Consider the following 20564-nt stretch of genomic DNA (forward strand, 5'->3'; position numbering starts at 1 on the left):
GCTTTCTCACGCACGGAACGGCCGCCTCGCCTTATAGTGGCGGGGCGGCCATGGGGAGCCGCCTCTTACAAGGAAGCGTTCGTGCTCATCTCGGATCTGTTTACCCTGCCCGCTTTCGTGGCCTACCTCGGCTTGGGCATCCTCTATTTCATCGCCTTCATCGTCAGCTACATCTGGATCACGCCGCAGCGGGAAATGGCGCTGATCAGTGCCGGCAACCTGGCCGCGGCGATCAGCCTGGCCGGTGCCGCCATCGGCTTCGTGCTTCCGCTCACCAGCGCCATCGCGCATAGCGTCAGCCTGGTGGACCTCGCCCTCTGGGGCCTGGTGGCCTGGGTGGTACAGCTGCTGACCCACCTCGTGCTTCGCCTGATCGTGCGCGACCTGCGCGCCAAGATCGAGGCGAACCTGTGCTCGGTCGCGCTGTTCGTCGCCGTGGTCGCCACCTGCGTGGGTGCGATCAACGCCGCCGCCATGACCTACTGAGGCCGCGGTCATGGCAAACAAAGGCAAGAAGCCGTTGGTTCGCAAGCCGGGCGCGCAAGGGCAGAAGCCGGATGCGAAGTTCAACCTGCCGCCGAACTACAAGCACCCCTCGTTCTATCCGAACGGCAAGACCGAGCCACTGTTCAACCTGGGCGAGCGCGGCAAGCGCATGCGCTCGGCCGCCGTGGTCGTCGGCATCATGGGCCTGTTCGGCTATGCCGCGTGGCCGCGCACCGACGTGCAGCGCAACAGCTACAACAGCAAGGAAGACTGCGAGCAGGATTACGTGACCGGGCAGTGCACGTACGAGCAGTCGACGAGCGGCAGCGGTAGCGGGCACTACGGCGGTGGCGGCTACCGCTACTACGGCCCCTGGTACCGCAGCGACTGGCGCACGAATACCGTGGCCGGCGATCCGGGCCCCGGGCGGACGTTCCGCGCTGGCACAAGCACCATGAGCGGCTTCAACAGCCATGGCCCGACCGGGTTCGACTTCGGCTCGCGTGGCGGCTTCGGCGCGCACGGCCGGGTCGGCGCGCGGGGTGGCTGATGCGGCGTGAGTCGATCACCCCACGCCGCGACTGGCAGGCCGAGGTCGAAGCCATCGGTTTCGGTTTCCACACCATCGACGGCCAGCCTTACTGGCGCGAAGACGCGTGCTACGTGTTCGAAGCCGATGCCATCGATGAAGTAGAAGCCGCCACCGGCGAACTCCACGCACTGTGCCTCGAAGCCGTCGACCGCATCGTCCGCGACGGCCGCTACGAGGCACTGGGCATCGATAGCCACGCGGCCAGCCTGGCCGAGCGCAGCTGGTTCGATCGCGAGCCTTCGCTGTACGGGCGAATGGACCTGTCGTGGGATGGCGTCTCGCCGCCAAAACTGCTCGAGTACAACGCGGATACGCCGACCTCGCTGTTCGAGGCCTCGGTAGTGCAGTGGTACTGGCTGGAAGCCCGCTACCCCGATGCCGACCAGTTCAACTCGATCCACGAAAAGCTGATCGAGCGCTGGCCGATCGTCGGCGGGGGCGGCCGCGTGCATTTCGCCGCGTGCTACGACAACCCCGAAGACGGCACCACGACGGACTACCTGCTCGATACCTGCATGCAGGCCGGCCACGACGTGCAGGCGCTGGATATCGAGGAGATCGGCTGGAACGGCCGTGCCTTCATCGACCTGGCCGACCGGCCGATCGATCGCCTGTTCAAGCTGTATCCGTGGGAATGGATGCTCGACGAGGCGTTCTCCGCGCACATCGCACCCTTGCGTACGCGCTTCATCGAACCCGCGTGGAAGATGCTGCTTTCGAACAAGGCGATCCTGCCCTTGCTGTGGGAATGGTTTCCGAACCACCCGAACCTGTTACCGGCGAGCCTGCGGCGCGAGGACGTCGCGGGGCCTGCGGTGGCCAAGCCGTTCTGGGGCCGCGAAGGCGAGGGCATCAGCATCCTCGATGCGGGACAGGGCGCGGTCGTCGCGCCACACCGCGTCTACCAGCAACTGGCGCCGCTGCCCGTGTTCGAAGGCCGCCACACGCTGGTCGGATCATGGATCGTCGGCGACCGGCCTGCCGGTATCGGCATCCGCGAAGACAACGACCGGATCACCCGGAACACCAGTTGCTTCGTGCCGCACCTGTTCCGCTGAAGGCGCGCGGCGCGGGTTACCCACCGTGTGATTTGGAAACGTGCCGTGCGCTTCGGCAATCGGCCGACCCACGCCGCGCCTAACGTATCCGCATCACATGCCTTGCGGCCCGTCTTCCCATGAACATCGTGCTTGGCTTCCTGCCATTCATCGTTTTCGCGATCGCCAGCGCGCTGGGCTACACGGTCGCGGGCCTGGTCGCGGCCGCCCTGATCGCGGGCGGGATGCTCGCGTGGGACAAGATCGTCACCCACCGCGTGAAGCTGCTGGACGTGGGTACGACCGTGCTCTTCGCGGCACTCGCCATTTACGCGATGGCCTCGGGGGAGGCGCTATCGCTTGGCCTGGTACGCCTGTGCGTCGATGTCGGCCTGCTGGTGATCATCCTTATCAGCGTCATGGTCGGCAGGCCCTTCACCATCGACTACGCGCGCCAGAAGGTCGCCCGCGAGCTGTGGTCGACGCCGCGCTTCCTGCGCACCAACCAGGTGATCTCGCTGGTGTGGGCGGGCGCGTTCGCGCTGTTCGCGCTCATCGATATCCTGCTGTGGCGGCACCTCGCCACGCCCGGCCACATCGTGCTGATGAACGCCGCTGTGCTCTACGCTGCCATCAAGTTCACGGCGTGGTACCCGGCACACGTGCGCAAGCAGGCCGCCACGCCGTCGTGAGGTAGCGCGGGCTGCTAGCATTCCGCAGATTCCCCTGCCGGACCGCACCCATGCCCCTGCCCACCGTCGAACACGAAACCCGCCCTTCGCCCGAGTGGTCGGTGATCTGGCTGCACGGCCTGGGTGCCGATGGCAACGACTTCGCGCCGATCGTCCCCGAGCTGGTCGACCCGGCATGGCCGGCGATCCGCTTTGTGTTTCCGCATGCGCCGGTCCGCCCGGTCACGATCAACAACAGCGTGCCGATGCGCGCGTGGTACGACATCAAGGGCCTGGCGCTGGCCGACAAGCAGGATGCGGAGGGCATCCGCCTTTCCATCGGCGAGGTGGAGGCACTGATCGCCCAGGAAGAGGCGCGCGGCGTGCCGGCCTCGCGGATCATCCTTGCCGGCTTCTCGCAGGGTGGCGCCATGACCCTGGCGGCGGGCCTGCGCCACAAGCAGGCGCTGGCCGGCCTGCTGGTGCTATCGGCGTACCTGCCGATGCACGAGACGATCGAAGCGGAACGCAGCGGCGCGAACCATGCCACACCGATGTTCTGGGGCCACGGCGTGGCCGACCCGGTCGTGCCGCTCGCCCTCGGCGAGCAATCGCGCCAACTGCTGGAGAGCCTCGGCCACCGGATCGACTGGCACACGTACCCGATGGGCCACCAGGTGAGCCTCCCTGAGATCAACGATATCCGTACGTGGATGGGCGGGATCTTCGCCGGTACGTGACGCTTCGCGCGGCGGGCCAGCCGGGCATCCGGCATACTCGCCGCATGGCCAGGGGACCCAACGACCAAACCGCGACGCCGCGCGCGTCGGCACCGCTGCCGGACTTCTGCAGCCTGCCGACGCTTTTCGCGTTGCTGGTGGTGGGCACCATCACCTCGTGCCTGATGTGGCTGGCACCCGGTGGCGAACTGCGGCTCCGCTCGCTCTCGGTGGGCGTGCTCTATACCGCATGGCTTTCGGTGCTATTGACCGTGGTGCTCTGCAAGGGCCGACCAGCCATGCAGCGCCTGCCCGGCATGCTGCCGTATGCCGCCGTGTGGCTCGTGCTCATGGCGATGGTCGGCGTCACCAGCGTCTCGGTGGCATGGATCGACCATAACCTCGGTTCGGGGCTGACCCCGGCGTCGACCGCGCGCTTCGTCCGCGACACACTGCTGGCGACAGGCCTGCTCGGCGCCGCGCTGCTGCGCTACTTCTACGTGGTGGCGCAATGGCAGGTCCGCGTGGAAGCCGTGGCCCAGGCCCAGGTCGCTGCCTTGCAGGCGCGCATCCGCCCGCATTTCCTCTTCAACAGCATGAACGCGGTGGCGGCGCTGATCCCGGTCGATCCGGAGGCGGCCGAGCGCCCCCTCGAGAACCTGGCCGAGCTGTTCCGCGCCGCGCTCGGTAGCGAGGGCAGTACGCAGGGCACGCTGGGCGAGGAGTGGCGGCTGGTCGACCACTACCTCGAGATCGAGACGCTGCGCCTGGGCGAGCGCCTGCGCGTGGAGCGCGACATCGATGTGCCGGAAGCCTTGCCCATGCCGCGCCTGCTGCTACAGCCGCTGGTCGAGAACGCGATCCGCCACGGCATCCAACCATCGCGCCAGGGCGGTGTGTTGCGGCTGGGCGGGCGGCAGGCACCGGGCGGGGTGCTGCTGACCGTGGATAACCCGCTTTCCGATGGGCCGACCACGCCGGGCACGGGCCACGGCCTGCGCAGCGTCCGGGAGCGGGTGCGCCTGCATTTTGGAGAGCGCGCTACCGTAAAGGCCGAAGCGCGCGATGGCCGTTTCGTTGTCACCCTGTTCCTGCCGGAGGTTGCGAGTGCGCGTCCTGGTCGCCGATGACGAACCGCTGGCCCGCGCGCGCATGGCGACCCTGCTCGCCCGCCGTGCCGACGTGGAACTGGTGGGCAGCGTCGCCGATGGCGAGGCTGTGCTGGCCGCGTGTGCCAGCGAGCGGCCCGACGTGCTGTTGCTGGACGTGGAGATGCCCGGGCTTTCCGGCACCGCGGTGGCGGCAAAGCTCGCGGCGATGCCGACTCGCCCACAGGTTGTGTTCTGCACCGCTTACGAGCAGCACGCGCTCAGTGCGTTCGACCTCGGCGCCACCGATTACCTCCTGAAACCTGTGCGCGCGGAGCGCCTGGATGAGGCGCTCGACCGCGCCGCCGCCCGCCTTGTCGCGGCGCCGTCGGCGCGCGGCAGCTGGTTGCGTGCGCGCAGTGGCGGTGACGAGGTACGCATTCCGCTGGCCGATGTGTTGCTGCTGACCGCGGGCGAAAAATACGTGACCGTGGAACACACCGGCGGCTCGCGCCTGATCGACGATTCCCTGCGCCAGCTCGAAGTGGCCCTGGGTGAGCGCGTGGTGCGCCTGCACCGCAACTGCCTGGTGCCGCGCGAGCGGCTGGTCGGCCTGCGCACCCTGGCCGACGGCCGCGTGCTCGCACGCCTGGCGGGCACCGAAAGCGCCCCCGAGGTCAGCCGGCGCAACCTGCCGGCGATCCGCCAGCTGCTGCGCGCCGATACCTGAGTGCTTTGCGGCGGATAGCCGCGCTGCGCCCGGGCGATGTTTTACGGGACAATGGGCGCCTGCCCCACGTGCCTTCGGAATCCCCATGACCGCACCGCTCCGCATCGCCACCCGCAAGAGTGCACTCGCCCTCTGGCAGGCCGAACACGTCGCCGCCCAGCTGCGCCAGGCGCACCCGGGGCTGGTGGTGGAACTGGTGCCGCTATCCACCCGCGGGGACGAGGTGCTCGACCGCTCGCTCGCCACCATCGGCGGCAAGGGGCTGTTCCTCAAGGAGCTGGAAGTGGCCATGGCGGAGGGCCGCGCGGACATCGCGGTGCATTCGCTGAAAGATGTGCCGGCCACGCTGGAGCCGGGCTTTGCCCTCTCCGCGATCCTGCCGCGCGCCGATGCCGCCGATGGCTTCATCAGCAACGATTACGCGACGATCGCCGACCTGCCGAACGGCGCGCGGGTCGGTACCTCCTCGCTGCGCCGCCAGTCCCAGCTGCGCGCGTTGCGGCCGGACCTCCAGTTGCTCGACCTGCGCGGCAACGTGAACACGCGCCTGGCGAAGCTGGACGAAGGGCATTACGACGCTATCGTGCTGGCTTGCGCAGGCGTGGACCGGCTCGGCCTGGGTGGCCGCGTCCGTAGCCGTCTGGCCAGCCCCGACTGGCTTCCCGCACCGGGCCAGGGCGCCATCACCGTCGAGATCCGCGAAGGAGATGTCCGCGTCGCCGAGCTGATGGCCGCGCTGGACGATGCCGACACGCGCCTGGCGATCGACGCGGAGCGCGCGATGAATGAACAACTCGGCGGAAGCTGCGCCGTGGCGATCGGCGCGATGTGCGTGGTGGCCGAGTACGGCCTGACCCTGCATGGGCTGGTGGGCGATGCGCACACCGGCGAGCTGATCCGCGCGCAGGCGGATATGCGTGACGACAACCCGGTGGCCCTGGGCCACACGGTAGCCGCGATGCTGCTGGAGCAGGGCGCGGACGAGCTGCTGAAGCCGCAGCGCTAAAGGAACATCGCGTAGGAGCCCACCCTGTGGGCGACGCCGTTCGCGGGAGAGCCGCGGATCTTGCGGCTTTGTCGCGAAAGCTGGCGCCCACAGGGTGGGCTCCTACGGTGCGTCTTAGAAGTTGTAAACCAGGTTGGTGGTCATCAGCTTATCGGTGCTGACCGTACCCGGCTGCGTGTCGCTGTTGTAGCGGATCTGGTAGCCGAGCTTCAGCGCCATCTTCTTGGTCATGCTGACCGAGAGGCCGATGTCGTTCTGGTAGTACTGGTTCTTCGAGCCCGCTTCCACCAGGAACGTATCTTCCAGCGCGGTGTTGTCGGTGAGGCGGTACTTGCCGTTGACCAGGCCACGGCCGACGACTTCGCTTTCCGCGTTGGGCGTGGTGACCACGGTGATCGGCGGGCCATCGGCCTGCGCAACCTCTTCCGTGGTCTTGGCCGGCTGATAGCGCTTGAAACCGGGACCGATTTCGAAGGACAGCTCGGCGCGCTCGTTCTTCAGCGCAATGTAGCCGTAGCCCACCGAGACGATGCCCTGCCACAAATTGGCGCCGAAGTCGTCGTGCTCGTAACGGGCCGCGGTGACCACATAGCTGCGCGGGTCGAACTTGTAGCCGACCGAGGCACCGCTGTCGTAGCGGTTGGCGGTGGTGCTGAAGCGCTCGACGTCCGTACCGTTTTCCTGCACGGTGACGTCGCCCTTCGAGCGCAGGCCGTTGAGGTAGAAGTTGTTCTTCCTCACCTCGTTTTCCTGCGACAGGCCGAGCTTGGCGTTGGCGTTCTCCGTGCGCGAGTTACCGCGGGAGGAGGCGAAGCCGAATTCACCTGAACCGGTCCAGCCGCCGTTCTTGGAGGCGTCTGAGCTCGGGGCGCCGCCCCCGTTGGGGTTGGCGGTGGAGAAGGAGTCCTGGGCCTGGGCTGCAAACGGCAGCGCGGCAAGGACAAGCGAGGCGAGAAGGATCTTTTTCATCGTCTACCCGGATGTGGAAAGAAATTTGAATTGGGGGTGGGCCGGGGGAACGGCCCTTGGCGCACCCACGCGCCGGGGGACTGCTTGCTCAACGGCCGGTCAACTGTGCCAGGGCACGCCCGTACAGCCGTTGCTCCAGACATTGACCGATAACGCAGCTTAACGCGGCCATACCGGCCGCCACCGCCACCAGTGGCCCTGTCGGGTGCGAGACCAGCAGCACGCACGGCAGGCCCACGGACAGCACCGCGATGCTGAAACACCAGGCCAGCAGCGTTGCCGCGCCCCGGTCAGGGGAAAGAAACGCACTGGCACCACGTTCATCGGCCAGCTGGCGCAGGGCCCGCCAGCGCATGCCTTCGATCACGCCGAGCGCCAGCCCCATGGCCAGCATGCTCAGCCGCCAGGGATTCAGCGGCCCGACGACCGTCTCACTCTGCAGTGCGACGCATACCCAGAACCACAGGCCCCCGCCGAATACCGCGGATACCGCACGCCCCAACGGTTGCGCATTTACCACGGAGGCCAGCGGTGCCGGCATCTCCCGCGCCACGCCGCGCGCTGTGTAAATCAGCGTCGCGAGGCTGCAGATCATGAGTGCCGCGCCAGCCAGCCGGGTGGCCCAGAAATCGTTGTCCCCCCGCGCCAGCCCGCCCAGGGCCAGCATCGGGAGGTAGTTCGCCATCGCCACCATGCCCTCGGTGGTCGGCAGCATGCGCCGGACCGGGTCCCAGCCATGCCAATCCGGGGCGAACCCCATGCGCAGGCAGGTCGCCACCAGGCCGAGGCTCACCAGCACCAGCCCGAAGGAAAGCGGCACCAGCACGTCGCCGCGGCCATCGGGGTAGGAACCCAGCGCCACCGCGGTGCCCAGCACCATCCACAGGCCGTACCCCGTCGCGGTCGCGGTCTGGATGACCACGGCGGGCAGGGAGAACAGGCGTTGGGCACGCGAACCGCCGTTCGGCTGGCCCTGGGGGCCCAGCGCGACGGCGGGTGCGTCGTCGGGTTGCGCCATGGTCGGGGGCTACGGCGATGGCAAAGGCTCATTTTTGCGCCTATTCGCCCCGGGCGCAAACCTTACAGCCCGTGGCCCCCTTACCTGGCCGTCTGGCGTAGTGCGGCAACCCTTGCGGACGGCCCCCGCCAACGCCATGCTTGTTGGGCGTAGATACGGGCGTCACGCCCGCGCGGACACACTTTGCTTAGCTCCACCTGCCGGCGAGACCCATGGACCGCTACGAGCGCATTCTCACCCTGCACCGACTGCTGAAGTCCGCGCATTATCCGGTCCCGCTTTCGCGGCTCATGGATGAGCTGGAGTGCTCGCGGGCTACCCTCTATCGCGATGTCGCCTTCCTGCGTGACGCCCTGGGCGCCCCCGTGCAGAGCGTGGCCGGCGAACAGGCTTCGTTCCGCTACGAGGCGGGCGAGGGGGACAGCTTCGAGTTACCCGGGCTGTGGCTGACCAGTGATGAGCTGGCCGCGCTCATGGCGCTCAACGAACTGATCGGCCGCTCCGATCCCGGTGTGCTCGCCGGCGCGCTGGCGCCGTTCAAGGCGCGCATCGAGCGCCTGCTCTCGGACCACGGCAGCGGCAAGGCACTGCCGGTCGATCGCATCCGTGTCATCAGCTGGGGCGCACGCAAGCTCGACCAGCAGGTGTTCCGGATCGTGGCGGGCGCGGTACTCGAGCGCCGCCAGGTCACGTTCCGCTACCGCGCGCGCACCACCAACTCGGATACGCGCCGCACGGTGTCGCCGCAGCGCCTGACCCACTACCGCGACAACTGGTACCTCGATGTTTGGGACCACGATCGCGAGGCACTGCGCAGCTTCGCCGTCGATCGCATCGCCGAGCCGCAGGCCCAGGAAGCGCGCGCGAAGGACGTTGAGGAAAGCGAGCTCAATGAACTGCTCGCTTCCAGCTACGGCATCTTCGCCGGCAAGCCGAAGGCATGGGCGACCATTCGCTTCTCGTCGCACGCCGCACGCTGGGTCGCGGACGAGCATTGGCATTCACAGCAGAAGGGCGAGTGGCTGCCCGACGGCCGCTACGAACTGAAAGTGCCGTATTCGAATTCCCGCGAGCTGCTGATGGATGTGCTGAAGTACGGCCCGGATGCGGAAATCGTGTCGCCGCTGCCGCTTCGCGAGGAAATGAAGATCCTGCTGCAACTGGCGCTCTCCGGCTACCAGAACGGCAACGGCAACCACCACTGATCGCGCACAGGGTTCCATGAGCGACCTCGATATCGCCGATCCCGGCGCCCTGCCCGCCACGAGTGGACAACCCCGTAAACCCCGCGTCGCGCTGGCCCTTGGTGCCGGCGCGGCCAAAGGTCTCGCGCATATCGGCGCAATCGAAGCACTGGAGGATCGCGGCTTCGAGATCGTCGCCGTGGCCGGCACGTCGATGGGTGCGCTGGTCGGCGGCATCTATGCGATGGGCAAACTCGATGTCTATCGCGACTGGGTATCCACGCTCGCGCGGTTCGATGTGTTGCGCCTGGTCGACTGGAGCTTCACGGGTGGCGGCTTCATCAAGGGCGACCGGATCATGGCCGCGCTGCGCGAACTCATCGGTGAGGTGAACATCGAGGAGCTGCCCATCGGTTACACGGCCGTGGCTACCGATATCGATCGCGAACGCGAGGTGTGGCTGACCCGCGGCCCCCTGTTCGATGCCATCCGCGCGTCCATCGCGATTCCCACGTTGTTCCGCCCGTATTCGCACGGCGGCCGCCGGCTGGTGGATGGCGCGCTGCTGAACCCCCTGCCCGTGCTGCCGCTGATGCGCGAGGATGCGGACTACGTCGTCGCGGTGAGCGTCGACGGCGCGGCGGAATTGCAGAAGGCGCCCGAGAAGGACGTCGCCGCGGTACCCGATGAAGGTTATGCGGCGAAGCTGGGCCGGCTGATCGGAAAGGTGTTGCCCGGCTCGGCGGAATCGAAGCTGCACCGCGATCCGGGCGCGTTCGAACTCATGACCCAGGCGATGGACCTGATGCAGGCCAACCTTTCCCGGTTGCGCCTGGCCGCTTACCAGCCCGACCTGCTGATCGAACTGCCGCGGAATGTCTCGGCGGTGTACGAGTTCTACCGGGCGCGCGAGCTGATCGAGCTGGGAAGGGAGCGCACCGAGGAGATGCTGGACAAGTGGGTGCCGAGAGGGCTGGCCCCGCGCTGAGGCTATCGCGGTAGGAGCCCACCCTGTGGGCGACATCTTTCGCGATAGCGCCGCAGGACCTTGTTGGTTCCCCGCGAACGGCGTCGCCCACAGGGTGGGCTCCTACGACGCGCTAGAGTTCTTCGGTCCTCGTAACCTTGGCCCGGCGCATCAGCCAGGCCACGCCGCGCAGGTCGGCCAGGCCGACCCACAGGCGGTCGAGCATGCCGTATTTCGAGGTACCCGCCGTGCGCGGGCGGTGGCCGACCGGCACGCTCTGGCTGGTGTAACCGGCGCGCTTGACCAGCGCCGGCAGGTAGCGGTGCATGTGGTCGAAGTAGGGCAGGCGGAGGAAGGTCTCACGCTCGAACAGCTTCAGGCCGCAGCCGGTATCCGGGGTGCTGTCCTGGAGCATGCGCGAACGCACCGCGTTGGCCACCTTCGACGAAATGCGCTTGTTGAAGCTGTCCCGGCGGGTGACGCGCCAGCCGGCGAAGAGTTTCAGGTCGGGTGCGGCGCTGGCGCGCGCATCGAGCAGCTTCGGTATATCGGCCGGGTCGTTCTGGCCGTCGCCATCGAGCGTGGCGATCCAAGGCGCCCGCGCGGCACGCACGCCGTTCCACACGGCCGTGCTCTGCCCGCTCCGGGTCACGTGGTGGATGATGCGCAGCTCCGGGTAGTCCTTCTGCGCCGCCTTGAGCACGGCCACGCTGTCATCGCTGCTGTCGTCGTCGACGTAGATGATTTCGAAGTCGATCCGGCCACGCAGGGCCGCGGCGATCTCGGCGAGGAGGGGCGGGATGTTGTCGCGCTCGTTGAAGACAGGCACGACCACGGCGAGGTCAGTCATCGTGGTTCCGGATCGGGTAGCAAAGGTCGGGCGGCATTATCGCCCATGCCGCGTTGCAAAAGCCCGCAGGCGCGGCACGCTCCGTTCAGGTGCCGAAGCGGGGCGGGGGACTTGTGGGTGCGCGCTTGCGCGCGATGGGCCTTGCCGCGAGCACCCATCGCGTGCAAGCACGCTCCCACAGGCGTTCCGACAAGCGTTTTTTACAACGAGGCGGTGAGGTTGGTGCCGTCGATCGCGGCGCGCCAGCCGCGCTCGGCGGTGTCCATGGCCTTGTGGCTGGGGCCCTGGGCTAGCAGCAGAAGGGTGCCGCCGCGCAGCTGGACCTCGCGACCATCCCAGCCATCGCGGTGGAAGGTTCCCGGCGTGCCGTCCATCTTCCCAGGCATGTAGAGCGCCACGACGGGTTCGTCGTCCATGCGGGTCACCGCGTGGACCACCGGGTACTGGCCGACGACGCAGTCGTGCACGTATGTGACCATCGCGGGTGCCGGCCCCTTGAGGTTCGTCGCGCGGCCGATGAAGCCGGCGGCCACCTCGTCATCGGTCATGGGCCGGGTCAGCGCCAGCGCCTCGATTTCGCCTGGCATGTGCGCCACGGCCATGGCTTCCAGCGAATGCTGGTCGGTATAGCGCCACAACATGCCCACGCCGGCGAAGGCGATCAGGACCGAGGCGGCCATGGCCATCCAGGCGCGGCGGCGGCCCATCTGGGTGCGCCGTTCGCCGGTGGCCTGGGCGAGCAGGATGCGGTCGGCCAGCCCGTCGGGTACCGGCACCGCCATGGCGACCTCGAGGTCATCCTCGAAGCGCTGCGCGCGCTGCCAGAACGCGGCGCAGCCTTCCTTGCAGCTATCGCGGTGGGCGAGCAGCTCCGGATCGCGCGAACGCGGCTCCGTGCTGATCCGGCGGCGGAAGTCGAGGCAATTCATGTCCGGCCCCCCTCGGCCGCGGCGCGGCCACCGAGCAGGCGCTTGAGCTGCTGGCGGGCGCGGAACAACTGGGTCATGACAGCGCCAGGCTTCTGCCCGGTGCTGGCGGCGATCTCGTCGGCGCTCATGCCGGCAAGCACCTGCATGGCCAGCGGCTCACGGTATTTGTCGGGCAGGCGGCCGATCGCATCGCGCACCTGGGCGGCATCGCTGCTGCGCTCAGGGCTGGCGAAGGCGGCATCTTCGACGACGTTGTCATCAAGTTCGACGACTTCGAGCCGCTTCCGCTCGTACAGGCGGGCGTGCTCGCGACGCAGGATGGTGAACAGCCAGGCCTTCGCCGACTCCGCGTCACGGAGTGCATCGAGGTTCTTCCACGCGCGCAGGAAGGTCTCCTGGACCAGGTCCTGGGCGACGGTTTCGGAGCGCGTCAGCCACCAGGCGAACCGGTAAAGGTCGGCCGAGAGGGCGCGCACCATGGCTTCGTACTGGCGCTGCTTCGGGTTCACATCCTCATGGACCGGGGGCCTGGCCATTTCCTTACACCTGCCCCGGTCTCAGCGGATCTTGCTGAGGATGCCGTCGAGCTCGTCGTTGCTGTGGTAGTGGATGACGAGCTTGCCCTTGCCGCCTCGGCCCTGGGCCAGTTCGACACGGGTGGCGAAGCGCTCGGCCAGCTCGCGCTCCAGGTTGGCGACGTTCGGATCCACCGGGCCGGCCGACTTGGCCTTGCCCTTGGGTTCCAGCTGGGCCTTGCGTGCCGCTTCTTCCAGCTCGCGCACGGTCCAGCCATTGCGCGCGGCTTCGCGCGCCAGCGGTTCGGCGATCGTGGAGGGCAGGGTGAGCAGCGCGCGGGCGTGGCCCATCTCGAGCTTGCCTTCGTCCAGCAGCTGCTTGATCGAGGCCGGCAGTTCGTTGAGGCGCAGCAGGTTGGACACGGATGCGCGCGAGCGGCCCACGGCATCGGCCGCCTGCTGGTGGGTCAGGTCGAACTCGTCGACCAGGCGCTGCAGGGCCTGTGCCTCTTCGAGCGGCGTCAGCTCCTGGCGCTGGATGTTCTCGATGAGCGCCATGGCGAGCACGGACTGCTCGGGGACGTCCTTCACCAGCGCGGGAATCTCGCTCATCTGCGCACGCTGGGCAGCGCGCCAGCGGCGTTCGCCGGCGATGAGTTCGTAGCTGTTCTTGCCGATGGAGCGGACCACCACCGGCTGGATCAGGCCCTGGGCCTTGATCGACGCGGCCAGCTCGTCGAGCGCCTCGTCATTCCAGTGGCGGCGCGGCTGGTACTTGCCGGCCTGGATGTGGTGGATGGGCAGCGTGCGCAGTTCGCCTTCCTGCTCGATCACCGAGGGGGCGGCTTCGGGGCCGGCACCGCCGCCCAGGAGGGCATCCAGGCCACGGCCGAGTCCACGTTTCTTCGCTGCTGCCATGGGGGCTCCTTAAGGCGTGGTCGGGGTCGCGCCGGTGGCGTCCGTCGCGGTTTCACCCGCTTCGGCGCCGGTGCTGGCTGCGCCCGCCAGGTTGCGCTCGCGGCGGATGATCTCGCCGGCGAGGCCGATATAGGCGATGGCGCCGCGCGAGCCGCGGTCGTAGAGATGGATCGGCTGGCCGTGGCTGGGTGCCTCGGCGAGGCGCACGTTGCGCGGGATGATCGAGCGCAGCACCTTGTCGCCGAAGTGCGTGGTCAGCTGGGCCGAAACCTCGTTGCCGAGGTTGTTGCGCACGTCGTACATGGTCCGCAGCAGGCCTTCCACTTCCAGCGCCGGGTTCAGGCGCTGGCGCACGGCCGAAATCGTATCCAGCAGGCTCGAAAGGCCTTCCAGCGCGAAGTATTCGCACTGCACGGGGATCAGCACGCCATCGGCCGCGGTCAGCGCATTGAGCGTCAGCAGGTGCAGCGAAGGCGGGCAATCGATGAGGATGGTGTCGTAGCGGTCGGCGACCTTGGCCAGCTGCTCTTTCAGGCGCTGCTCGCGGGCCATGCCGTCCATGAGCTTCAGCTCGGCGGCGGTCAGGTCACCGTTGCCCGGCAGCAGGTCATAGCCCGCCTCGGTGCGGACCAGCACATCGGTGATGCCGACCTCGCCCAGCAGCACTTCGCAGCCGTTCGGCTTGGCCTCGTGCTTGTCCACGCCCGACGCCATGGTGGCGTTGCCCTGCGGATCGAAGTCGACGAGCAGCACCTTGCGCTTCGCGGCGGCGAGGGCCGCGGCGAGGTTCACGGAAGTGGTGGTCTTGCCGACGCCGCCCTTCTGGTTGGCGACTGCGATGATGCGGGCCATGGAAAGTCGCTAGCTACCGTGCACGGAAGGGGCGCTAGCGTAGCATCTAGCGCCCAAAGCCTGCAGACCACCCATGCGGCCACCCTGTGGGAGCGCGCTTGCGCGCGATCCGGCCAGCCTCAACGCTAATCGCGCCGAATAACGACCAGATGCCGCTCACCCTCAACCCCCGGCACGGTGAGGGTGTGAATAGCCTCCACCGAGAACCCGGCTGGCACCCCCGCCAGCTCTACCTCCGGATGCTTGCCCTTCATGGCCAGCCAGGTCCCGCCCGGCGCCAGCAGGTGGCCGCCCCAGCCGAGCATGTCGGCCAGCGAGGCGAACGCGCGGGCGGTAATGCACTCGAAGGTGCCCTCGACCTCTTCAACCCGGCTCTGCAGTGCCTTGGCGTTGCCCAGTTTCAGGGAACGGATGGCCTCACGCAGGAAACGCACCTTCTTCCCGTTGGAATCCACCATGAGCACCTCGCGCGCCGGCTCGGCGATGGCCAGCGGGATGCCCGGCAGCCCCGGGCCCGTGCCCAGGTCGGCCAGCGAGCGGCCGTGCACATAGGGAAGGATCGCCAGCGAATCGAGCAGGTGCAGGTTGACCTGGGCGCGGTCCTCACGGATCGCGGTGAGGTTATAAGCCGAGTTCCAGCGCTCCAGCAGCTCGCGGTAATCGAGCAGGCGCTCCACGGCGCCCTCCGGCAAGGTCACGTCCAGGCTGGCAATGCCGCGCTCGAGCAGGGATTTGAGGTCGTCGCGTGCGGTCATTGGCGTGGGGAACCTTTCGTTAAGGCGGAATTATCTCGATATACCCGGGCACTTACCACGCTTGAGTCGTCTTTGAAGTCGAAAGCTGACGACTCCCGTCGCAAAAAGATGACAGCGAATGGCTCGTACACAAACTATCGTGGAGGCCTGTGCGACTGCCGGGGAAAATGACCATGAGCGAATGTGCCGCCGCGTTGGGGGAAGCACGTATCGTGAGCGAAATCGAACGGGTGCTCATGGAGAGCGGAGATCGTGAGCAGCTAGCGACCTTCGGAGCCACGAAATGGGTCAAGGCATGGATAGGTGAGCCAGTTCCTGCTCTAGGCGGCCTGACGCCGGCCCACTTCATGCGAAGCACGACCGGCTTGGAAACCGTGCTGCAACTCGTCAGGCAGATGCAATCAGGGGCATTCGCGTAACCAAAAAAAGGCGGCGTTGCCGCCGCCTTTTAAACAACACACACGCTTTCTTCTTATGCGGCGCCTTAAGCCGCGTCGAGCTCGACGCGGGTAACCAGCATGCCGCGGGCGCGGAGCGACCCATTCACGGCGTGCTTGAGCTGGGTGCCAACCGCGCGGCGGTCGGCGGCGTGGGCCGTGGCGCTATCGCGCAGGGCGGCCACGACGTTGCTGCGAATCAGTTCCGGGGCTTCTTCGATCACCGGATCGGCCGCTTCCGGCTCGAGCACCTGCCAGTAGACAGTGCCACCCTCGAACCGCAGCACCTGGCCGCCGAGGTCGATCTTGTGGGTGATGCGGTCGAGCATGGGCAGCACGACATGGGTGCCGGCCGACAACAGCGCGGGCGTACGGCCAAGGCGGCGGACGCTGTAGACCTGCCCTTCCGGGACACGCTTGAACGAGGCGACCGCGAGGCCGCTGGCGACAAGAACAATGCTGAGGAGGGCGATGGTCAACATGGCGGTTACATCAGATAGTTACGTTGTATTCCTGTCTCGCGGTGCAACGAGATGACGCACCACGCTGATGGATCGAGGGGTTAACTCTAAACTAACGACAGGGGTTAACGCTAGTTTTACCAAACCCCCATATTCAGTTAGCGGATGGGTTGGTCAAAACTTGAGCAGCCGATGGGAAATGAGCAATCGCGCGCCAGCACGCGCCCGGAAGGGTGGGCAGCGCTGCTAACGGTTTGACCGGGGAGCAGCGAATGATAACAATTATCAATAACTGTCCGACCGGCGCTTCCCATGAATGTCCTTGGCTGCCTGCTGGCGTTTGCCGCCATGGCGCTCGCCTACCTTTCTTCGCGCAACCAGCGCGTCCTGGCGCTGCCTTTGCGCCGGGGCGGCAAGCTTCTCGCATGGGTGTTCGCAGCCGGTGCACTGGCCTGCTGGGTCACCGGTGAAACGACACTTCCAGGAATTTTCTCAACGCTGACCGCCCTGATGCTCGGCGCGGTGGCTTTCCCCTACGTCACCTGGCTCCTCAAGCCGGCAGCCGAAAGGAAGGCCCGTTGATGCTCGCCAAGACCTTCGCCGGGATCCTGCTGGGCTTGCCGCTGTGCATGGCCATCGTCGGGCTGGGCGCCTACCTGTGGCCGGGCTCGACCGAATCCGTGCTGATCCCGTGGCTAGTGGCCTTCTTCCCGCTGTGGACGGTGGTGATCGCGGCGACCTATATGTTCCGCACCGGCGTGCGTGCCTGGGCCTGGCTGGCTATCGCCAACGTTGGCGCGTTCGCCGCGCTGTTCCTCGCCAAGCACACCCTGCCCGGTATCTGAGCCATGAAGTCCAGCACCATCCGCACTTTCACCACCGTGCACACCTGGACCGGCCTGCTCGCGGGTTTCGCGCTGTTCATCGCGTTCTACGCGGGCGCGATCACCATGTTCCACGACCCGATCGATACCTGGGCGCTGCCGAAGCAGGAGCTCGCCGACGCGCGCGTCATGGACAAGGCCGGCGCCATGATGGCCGACATCGTGGCGAAGCATCCGGCCGCGCGCGAATCGATTGGCGTGACTTACGCGGCGGGCCATCCGTCGCATGAAGTCGCTGCGTACTGGATGGAAAAGAATGGCACCTGGATGACCCAGGCCATCGACGACGCCGGGGCACACGATGCGGAAGACCACGAGCACGGCCTCGCCGACTTCGTCTACGAATTGCACTACGACCTCGGCATCCCCGAGATCGGCATCTACCTCATGGGTATCGTCAGCGTCATCTACGGGGTGGCCTTGCTCACCGGTGTCCTGATCCACCTGCCGAACCTGGTACGCGAGCTGTTCGCGCTGCGCCCCGGCCATAACCTGAAGCGGCTGTGGCAGGACGCGCACAACGTCATCGGCATCCTCAGCCTGCCGTTCCACATCATCTTTGCCGTCACCGGCGCGTTGCTGTGCCTCACCCTGGTCGCATTGATGGCGTTCAACGTCGCCATCTTCGATGGCAAGCTGATGAGCGCCTTCGAGCGCATGACCAGCGCGCTGCCCGATACCGCTGCCATGACCGCCGCTGGCCCTGGCGCCGATGCAAAGACCAACGTACCCATGCTGCCCCCGGCCGAACTCGGCGCGATCGCGCGCAAGGCAGCGCTCGGCGCCGGTGCCACGAACTTCGACCCCGACTACATGCGCTACGTGCATTACGGCCAGCCGGGCGCCGCGGCGGAAGTGCGTGGTACTTCGGAGAAGACGCTGGGTGAGTACGGCATGGTGGCGCTGGATGCCAGCACCGGCCGCATCATCAATATGCAGCTCACCGGTGCGCGCGATGCGAACCATGCCACGTACTCGGCGATCTTCGGCCTGCACTTCGGCACGTTCGGCAGCCTGTCGCTGCGCTGGCTGTACTTCATCCTGGGCCTGGCCGGCGCGTTCCTGTTTTACTCGGGCAACCTGCTCTACATCGAGACCCGCCGCAAACGCCGCAACGCCGAACAGCCCATGAAGGTGCGTGCGATGGCCACGGCGACGGTGGGTGTCTGCATCGGCACGTGCCTGGCGATTTCCGTGACCTTCATCGCCAACCATCTCGCACCGTACTTCGGCGCCGAACCCACGCTTGTCGTCCAGCCGGTGTGTTTCATCACGTTCTTCGCCGCTGTCGCCTGGACCTTCTGGCGTCGCCCGGCGAAGGCCGCCGTCGACCTGCTCTGGGCCACGGCCGTGGCGTCGGTGCTGGTAGGCGTCCTGGACATGGCCCTGCACGGCGATCGCCTGGTCCGCACACTCGCCGAAGGCCGCTACGACGTGCTCGGCGTGGACCTTGTCGCGATGGCGATGGGTGTCGGTTTCGGCTGGCTGGCCGTGGCTACGCGCCGGCGGGCTGTCGAGGGCGATCCATGCAGTGTGTGGGCTGCCAGGAGCCCGCGCGTGACAGCAACCACCACTCCGGCCCATGATGGCTGACTAGTCGAGGAGGTGGATGGTGAGCGACCCGGGCAACGAACCGCACGCTGAGCTGTCCTCTCCGATCTGGCAGGCGCTGGGCACGCGGCAGGCGCACCTTGGCGAAGCGAATGTGCTCGCCCGGCGCTACCAGGCCGATGTCGCGCCGTTCGCCGCAGTGGCCGACGAGCTGCCGGAGGCGTTCGATGCGCTGGCCGAGCTCATGCACCCCGGCGAGATCGCGGCGGTCCTGTCGCGCGAGCCGCTCGATGTTCCGCCGGGCCTGCGTTCCTCGCCGCTTGGCGCCGTGCACCAGATGGTCGCCGAGTCGCGGATCGATCCGGGCGCGGGCTTCGACGCCGGGTTCCTCGAACTGGGCGACGCCGATGTCGACGAGATGCTCGCACTGACCCAGTTGACCCGGCCCGGGCCGTTCGCCCGCCGCACGAATGCCATGGGCCGCTACATCGGCCTGCGCGAGGAGGGCAAGCTCATCGCCATGGCGGGTGAACGCATGCGCGTACCGGGCTACACGGAGGTCAGCGCGGTCTGCGTGGATCCCGCCCACCGCGGGCGGGGACTCGCTGCCTTGCTCATCAACGTGCTGCGCGACGAGATCGAGCGCCGGGGCGAGATCCCTTTCCTGCACGTGTTTGGCAGTAACCATTCGGCCATTGCCCTCTACGAGCGCCTCGGCTTCGGTCTCAGTCGCATCTTCACGCTCAACCAGATCACGAAGGCGGGCGACACGCGCGCTGGCCAGACGCCACCACTCCACGCGGCCTGACGTTCGCCAGCCTGTATACAATCGAGGCTTCCGTAGCCGTAGAAGCCAACGCCATGAACCACGCCACGCCTTATCCCATCGGTACCCCCGGCAAGCCCTGGGGCACTGCCGAGCTAGACGCGTGGCGCGCGACGCAGGTGAAGCGGCGCAGCTACAGCGATGAAGTCGAGAAGGCCATCGATGCGCTACGTGGCGCTTACGACGTCGAAGACTACGGCTCGGTGAGCTACGCCGGCGAGGCCTACACCTTCCACGTGCTGCGTACGCGCGATTGGCGTGACGACCTTCCCGTGATGGTCGTGACGGGTGGCGTCCACGGCTACGAGACCAGCGGCGTGCACGGCGCGCTGCAGTTCCTGCGCGAGCACGGCAACGAGTACGCCGGCCACGCGAACGTGCTGGTCGTGCCGTGCGTCAGCCCGTGGGCGTACGAGCGCATCCACCGCTGGAACTACGATGCGATCGACCCGAACCGCAACTTCCGCGAAGGCAGCCCGGCTGCCGAATCGGCGGCGCTGGTACGGCTGCTTGCGCCGCTGGGCGACAAGGTGCTGATGCACATCGACCTGCACGAGACCACCGACACGGACGAGAGCGAGTTCCGCCCCGCGCTCGCCGCGCGTGATGGCAAGGAATACGAACCCGGCGAGATTCCCGACGGTTTCTACCTCGTCGATGATGCGGACAAGCCGCAGCCGGCTTTCCAGAAGGCGGTGATCGACGCCGTGGCGAAGGTGACGCACATCGCGCCGGCCGATGCGAACGGCGAGATCATCGGTTCACCGGAAGTGGCGCATGGCGTGATCGAGTATGCACTGAAGCCGCTCGGACTCTGCGCCGGCATCACCCCGGCGCGCTTCTGCACCACCACCGAGGTGTATCCGGACAGCCCGCGCGCCACGCCGCAGCAGTGCAACGACGCGCAGGTGGCAGCGGTTCGCGCTTCGATCGACTACGCGTTGGCCCACGCGGGTCACTAACCACGACGTCCACCTGATGCCTGTGGGAGCGGGGGGGGGGGGGGGGGGGGGGGGGGGGGAGCCCCCGGACGCCGCCGCCCCCCCCCCCCCCGCCGCGGGGGAGCGCCCCGGGCGCGCCCGCCCCGCGGGGGGGCGCGCCCCCCCCCCCCCCCCCCAC

At 67.4% G+C, this 20564-nt stretch carries 25 protein-coding genes; 16 read left to right on the forward strand and 9 right to left on the reverse strand.

What is annotated here, in order from left to right:
- Positions 1 to 81: 81 nt before the first annotated feature.
- The 8 genes from ACTHLF_RS00100 to hemC all read left to right on the forward strand — a co-directional run bounded on the left by ACTHLF_RS00100 (position 82) and on the right by hemC (position 6329).
- Entirely contained in the window at positions 82 to 486 is a 405-nt protein-coding gene (locus ACTHLF_RS00100) for a DUF350 domain-containing protein (RefSeq protein ID WP_440323728.1), read from the forward strand.
- Positions 487 to 496: 10 nt separating this feature from the next.
- On the forward strand, positions 497 to 1036 hold the full coding sequence (locus ACTHLF_RS00105; protein WP_440323730.1) for a hypothetical protein: 540 nt from the start codon (positions 497 to 499) through the stop codon (positions 1034 to 1036).
- On the forward strand, positions 1036 to 2136 hold the full coding sequence (locus ACTHLF_RS00110) for a glutathionylspermidine synthase family protein (RefSeq protein WP_440323732.1): 1101 nt from the start codon (positions 1036 to 1038) through the stop codon (positions 2134 to 2136). Before ACTHLF_RS00105 ends, ACTHLF_RS00110 begins: the two co-directional genes overlap by 1 nt.
- Positions 2137 to 2255: 119 nt before the next feature.
- On the forward strand, positions 2256 to 2807 hold the full coding sequence (locus ACTHLF_RS00115) for a hypothetical protein (protein WP_440323734.1): 552 nt from the start codon (positions 2256 to 2258) through the stop codon (positions 2805 to 2807).
- A 50-nt stretch (positions 2808 to 2857) separates the two neighbouring features.
- Positions 2858 to 3526, forward strand: coding sequence for an alpha/beta hydrolase (locus ACTHLF_RS00120; protein WP_440323736.1), 669 nt, complete (start codon positions 2858 to 2860; stop codon positions 3524 to 3526).
- A 44-nt stretch (positions 3527 to 3570) separates the two neighbouring features.
- Entirely contained in the window at positions 3571 to 4635 is a 1065-nt protein-coding gene (locus tag ACTHLF_RS00125) for a sensor histidine kinase (RefSeq protein ID WP_440323738.1), read from the forward strand.
- Positions 4613 to 5323 (forward strand): LytR/AlgR family response regulator transcription factor, encoded by a 711-nt coding sequence (locus ACTHLF_RS00130; RefSeq protein ID WP_440323740.1) that lies wholly within the window; start codon positions 4613 to 4615, stop codon positions 5321 to 5323. The genes ACTHLF_RS00125 and ACTHLF_RS00130 overlap by 23 nt, the downstream gene beginning before the upstream one ends.
- An 85-nt stretch (positions 5324 to 5408) precedes the next feature.
- Complete coding sequence (hemC, locus tag ACTHLF_RS00135) at positions 5409 to 6329, forward strand: hydroxymethylbilane synthase (protein WP_440323742.1); 921 nt, start codon at positions 5409 to 5411, stop codon at positions 6327 to 6329.
- 114 nt (positions 6330 to 6443) lie between these two features.
- On the opposite strand, the gene ACTHLF_RS00140 is transcribed toward hemC, so the two are convergent.
- A complete protein-coding gene (locus tag ACTHLF_RS00140; protein WP_440323744.1) occupies positions 6444 to 7298 on the reverse strand; it encodes a DUF481 domain-containing protein in 855 nt (284 codons plus the stop codon).
- A gap of 88 nt (positions 7299 to 7386) precedes the next feature.
- Positions 7387 to 8316, reverse strand: coding sequence for a hypothetical protein (locus ACTHLF_RS00145; protein ID WP_440323746.1), 930 nt, complete (start codon positions 8314 to 8316; stop codon positions 7387 to 7389).
- Between the two features lie 212 nt (positions 8317 to 8528).
- Here ACTHLF_RS00145 and ACTHLF_RS00150 point away from each other — a divergent pair, with 212 nt between their 5' ends.
- Positions 8529 to 9521: a helix-turn-helix transcriptional regulator gene (locus ACTHLF_RS00150; RefSeq protein ID WP_440323748.1), complete on the forward strand. Its 993-nt coding sequence runs from the start codon at positions 8529 to 8531 to the stop codon at positions 9519 to 9521.
- A 16-nt stretch (positions 9522 to 9537) separates the two neighbouring features.
- On the forward strand, positions 9538 to 10488 hold the full coding sequence (locus ACTHLF_RS00155) for a patatin-like phospholipase family protein (RefSeq protein ID WP_440323750.1): 951 nt from the start codon (positions 9538 to 9540) through the stop codon (positions 10486 to 10488).
- A 112-nt stretch (positions 10489 to 10600) separates the two neighbouring features.
- On the opposite strand, the gene ACTHLF_RS00160 is transcribed toward ACTHLF_RS00155, so the two are convergent.
- From ACTHLF_RS00160 to rsmG, 6 genes are all read right to left on the reverse strand, one after another.
- Positions 10601 to 11317: a glycosyltransferase gene (locus ACTHLF_RS00160; RefSeq protein ID WP_440323752.1), complete on the reverse strand. Its 717-nt coding sequence runs from the start codon at positions 11315 to 11317 to the stop codon at positions 10601 to 10603.
- Positions 11318 to 11517: 200 nt separating this feature from the next.
- Positions 11518 to 12246, reverse strand: coding sequence for a DUF3379 family protein (locus ACTHLF_RS00165; protein ID WP_440323754.1), 729 nt, complete (start codon positions 12244 to 12246; stop codon positions 11518 to 11520).
- Positions 12243 to 12782 carry a sigma-70 family RNA polymerase sigma factor gene (locus tag ACTHLF_RS00170; protein WP_440323756.1) on the reverse strand — a complete coding sequence of 180 codons (540 nt, stop codon included), beginning with the start codon at positions 12780 to 12782 and terminating at the stop codon, positions 12243 to 12245. The genes ACTHLF_RS00165 and ACTHLF_RS00170 overlap by 4 nt, the downstream gene beginning before the upstream one ends.
- Positions 12783 to 12803: 21 nt before the next feature.
- Positions 12804 to 13679, reverse strand: a complete 876-nt coding sequence (locus tag ACTHLF_RS00175; RefSeq protein WP_440323758.1) for a ParB/RepB/Spo0J family partition protein — start codon at positions 13677 to 13679, stop codon at positions 12804 to 12806.
- 9 nt (positions 13680 to 13688) lie between these two features.
- Positions 13689 to 14531 carry a ParA family protein gene (locus tag ACTHLF_RS00180; RefSeq protein WP_440323760.1) on the reverse strand — a complete coding sequence of 281 codons (843 nt, stop codon included), beginning with the start codon at positions 14529 to 14531 and terminating at the stop codon, positions 13689 to 13691.
- 125 nt (positions 14532 to 14656) lie between these two features.
- Positions 14657 to 15286, reverse strand: coding sequence for a 16S rRNA (guanine(527)-N(7))-methyltransferase RsmG (gene rsmG, locus ACTHLF_RS00185; RefSeq protein WP_440323762.1), 630 nt, complete (start codon positions 15284 to 15286; stop codon positions 14657 to 14659).
- Positions 15287 to 15459: 173 nt separating this feature from the next.
- On the opposite strand from rsmG, the gene ACTHLF_RS00190 reads away from it, so the two are divergent.
- The gene (locus ACTHLF_RS00190; protein ID WP_440323764.1) at positions 15460 to 15705 is read left to right on the forward strand and encodes an MbcA/ParS/Xre antitoxin family protein; all 246 of its coding nucleotides are present in this window, start codon (positions 15460 to 15462) and stop codon (positions 15703 to 15705) included.
- Positions 15706 to 15770: 65 nt separating this feature from the next.
- On the opposite strand, the gene ACTHLF_RS00195 is transcribed toward ACTHLF_RS00190, so the two are convergent.
- Positions 15771 to 16205, reverse strand: a complete 435-nt coding sequence (locus ACTHLF_RS00195) for an SPFH domain-containing protein (RefSeq protein ID WP_440323766.1) — start codon at positions 16203 to 16205, stop codon at positions 15771 to 15773.
- 291 nt (positions 16206 to 16496) lie between these two features.
- On the opposite strand from ACTHLF_RS00195, the gene ACTHLF_RS00200 reads away from it, so the two are divergent.
- The 5 genes from ACTHLF_RS00200 to ACTHLF_RS00220 are packed head-to-tail and all read left to right on the forward strand — an operon-like array spanning position 16497 to position 20407.
- Positions 16497 to 16766, forward strand: coding sequence for a hypothetical protein (locus ACTHLF_RS00200; protein WP_440323768.1), 270 nt, complete (start codon positions 16497 to 16499; stop codon positions 16764 to 16766).
- Positions 16766 to 17029, forward strand: coding sequence for a hypothetical protein (locus tag ACTHLF_RS00205; RefSeq protein WP_440323770.1), 264 nt, complete (start codon positions 16766 to 16768; stop codon positions 17027 to 17029). Before ACTHLF_RS00200 ends, ACTHLF_RS00205 begins: the two co-directional genes overlap by 1 nt.
- Before the next feature lie 3 nt (positions 17030 to 17032).
- Positions 17033 to 18661: a PepSY-associated TM helix domain-containing protein gene (locus tag ACTHLF_RS00210; protein ID WP_440323772.1), complete on the forward strand. Its 1629-nt coding sequence runs from the start codon at positions 17033 to 17035 to the stop codon at positions 18659 to 18661.
- Positions 18662 to 18677: 16 nt separating this feature from the next.
- Complete coding sequence (locus ACTHLF_RS00215; RefSeq protein ID WP_440323774.1) at positions 18678 to 19427, forward strand: GNAT family N-acetyltransferase; 750 nt, start codon at positions 18678 to 18680, stop codon at positions 19425 to 19427.
- A gap of 53 nt (positions 19428 to 19480) precedes the next feature.
- Positions 19481 to 20407 (forward strand): M14 family metallopeptidase, encoded by a 927-nt coding sequence (locus tag ACTHLF_RS00220; protein ID WP_440323776.1) that lies wholly within the window; start codon positions 19481 to 19483, stop codon positions 20405 to 20407.
- Positions 20408 to 20564: the final 157 nt, after the last annotated feature.

Source organism: Luteibacter sp., from assembly GCF_051958795.1.
GTDB lineage: Bacteria > Pseudomonadota > Gammaproteobacteria > Xanthomonadales > Rhodanobacteraceae > Luteibacter.

Excerpts from the sequence above, each read along its gene's own strand:
- ACTHLF_RS00105 (WP_440323730.1), top strand. The coding sequence starts at position 497 with ATGGCAAACAAAGGCAAGAAGCCGTTGGTTCGCAAGCCGGGCGCGCAA.
- ACTHLF_RS00110 (WP_440323732.1), top strand. The coding sequence starts at position 1,036 with ATGCGGCGTGAGTCGATCACCCCACGCCGCGACTGGCAGGCCGAGGTC.
- ACTHLF_RS00115 (WP_440323734.1), top strand. The coding sequence starts at position 2,256 with ATGAACATCGTGCTTGGCTTCCTGCCATTCATCGTTTTCGCGATCGCC.
- ACTHLF_RS00120 (WP_440323736.1), top strand. The coding sequence starts at position 2,858 with ATGCCCCTGCCCACCGTCGAACACGAAACCCGCCCTTCGCCCGAGTGG.
- ACTHLF_RS00125 (WP_440323738.1), top strand. The coding sequence starts at position 3,571 with ATGGCCAGGGGACCCAACGACCAAACCGCGACGCCGCGCGCGTCGGCA.
- hemC (WP_440323742.1), top strand. The coding sequence starts at position 5,409 with ATGACCGCACCGCTCCGCATCGCCACCCGCAAGAGTGCACTCGCCCTC.
- ACTHLF_RS00140 (WP_440323744.1), bottom strand. The coding sequence starts at position 7,298 with ATGAAAAAGATCCTTCTCGCCTCGCTTGTCCTTGCCGCGCTGCCGTTT.
- ACTHLF_RS00145 (WP_440323746.1), bottom strand. The coding sequence starts at position 8,316 with ATGGCGCAACCCGACGACGCACCCGCCGTCGCGCTGGGCCCCCAGGGC.
- ACTHLF_RS00150 (WP_440323748.1), top strand. The coding sequence starts at position 8,529 with ATGGACCGCTACGAGCGCATTCTCACCCTGCACCGACTGCTGAAGTCC.
- ACTHLF_RS00155 (WP_440323750.1), top strand. The coding sequence starts at position 9,538 with ATGAGCGACCTCGATATCGCCGATCCCGGCGCCCTGCCCGCCACGAGT.
- ACTHLF_RS00160 (WP_440323752.1), bottom strand. The coding sequence starts at position 11,317 with ATGACTGACCTCGCCGTGGTCGTGCCTGTCTTCAACGAGCGCGACAAC.
- ACTHLF_RS00165 (WP_440323754.1), bottom strand. The coding sequence starts at position 12,246 with ATGAATTGCCTCGACTTCCGCCGCCGGATCAGCACGGAGCCGCGTTCG.
- ACTHLF_RS00170 (WP_440323756.1), bottom strand. The coding sequence starts at position 12,782 with ATGGCCAGGCCCCCGGTCCATGAGGATGTGAACCCGAAGCAGCGCCAG.
- ACTHLF_RS00175 (WP_440323758.1), bottom strand. The coding sequence starts at position 13,679 with ATGGCAGCAGCGAAGAAACGTGGACTCGGCCGTGGCCTGGATGCCCTC.
- ACTHLF_RS00180 (WP_440323760.1), bottom strand. The coding sequence starts at position 14,531 with ATGGCCCGCATCATCGCAGTCGCCAACCAGAAGGGCGGCGTCGGCAAG.
- rsmG (WP_440323762.1), bottom strand. The coding sequence starts at position 15,286 with ATGACCGCACGCGACGACCTCAAATCCCTGCTCGAGCGCGGCATTGCC.
- ACTHLF_RS00190 (WP_440323764.1), top strand. The coding sequence starts at position 15,460 with ATGAGCGAATGTGCCGCCGCGTTGGGGGAAGCACGTATCGTGAGCGAA.
- ACTHLF_RS00195 (WP_440323766.1), bottom strand. The coding sequence starts at position 16,205 with ATGTTGACCATCGCCCTCCTCAGCATTGTTCTTGTCGCCAGCGGCCTC.
- ACTHLF_RS00200 (WP_440323768.1), top strand. The coding sequence starts at position 16,497 with ATGAATGTCCTTGGCTGCCTGCTGGCGTTTGCCGCCATGGCGCTCGCC.
- ACTHLF_RS00205 (WP_440323770.1), top strand. The coding sequence starts at position 16,766 with ATGCTCGCCAAGACCTTCGCCGGGATCCTGCTGGGCTTGCCGCTGTGC.
- ACTHLF_RS00210 (WP_440323772.1), top strand. The coding sequence starts at position 17,033 with ATGAAGTCCAGCACCATCCGCACTTTCACCACCGTGCACACCTGGACC.
- ACTHLF_RS00215 (WP_440323774.1), top strand. The coding sequence starts at position 18,678 with ATGGTGAGCGACCCGGGCAACGAACCGCACGCTGAGCTGTCCTCTCCG.
- ACTHLF_RS00220 (WP_440323776.1), top strand. The coding sequence starts at position 19,481 with ATGAACCACGCCACGCCTTATCCCATCGGTACCCCCGGCAAGCCCTGG.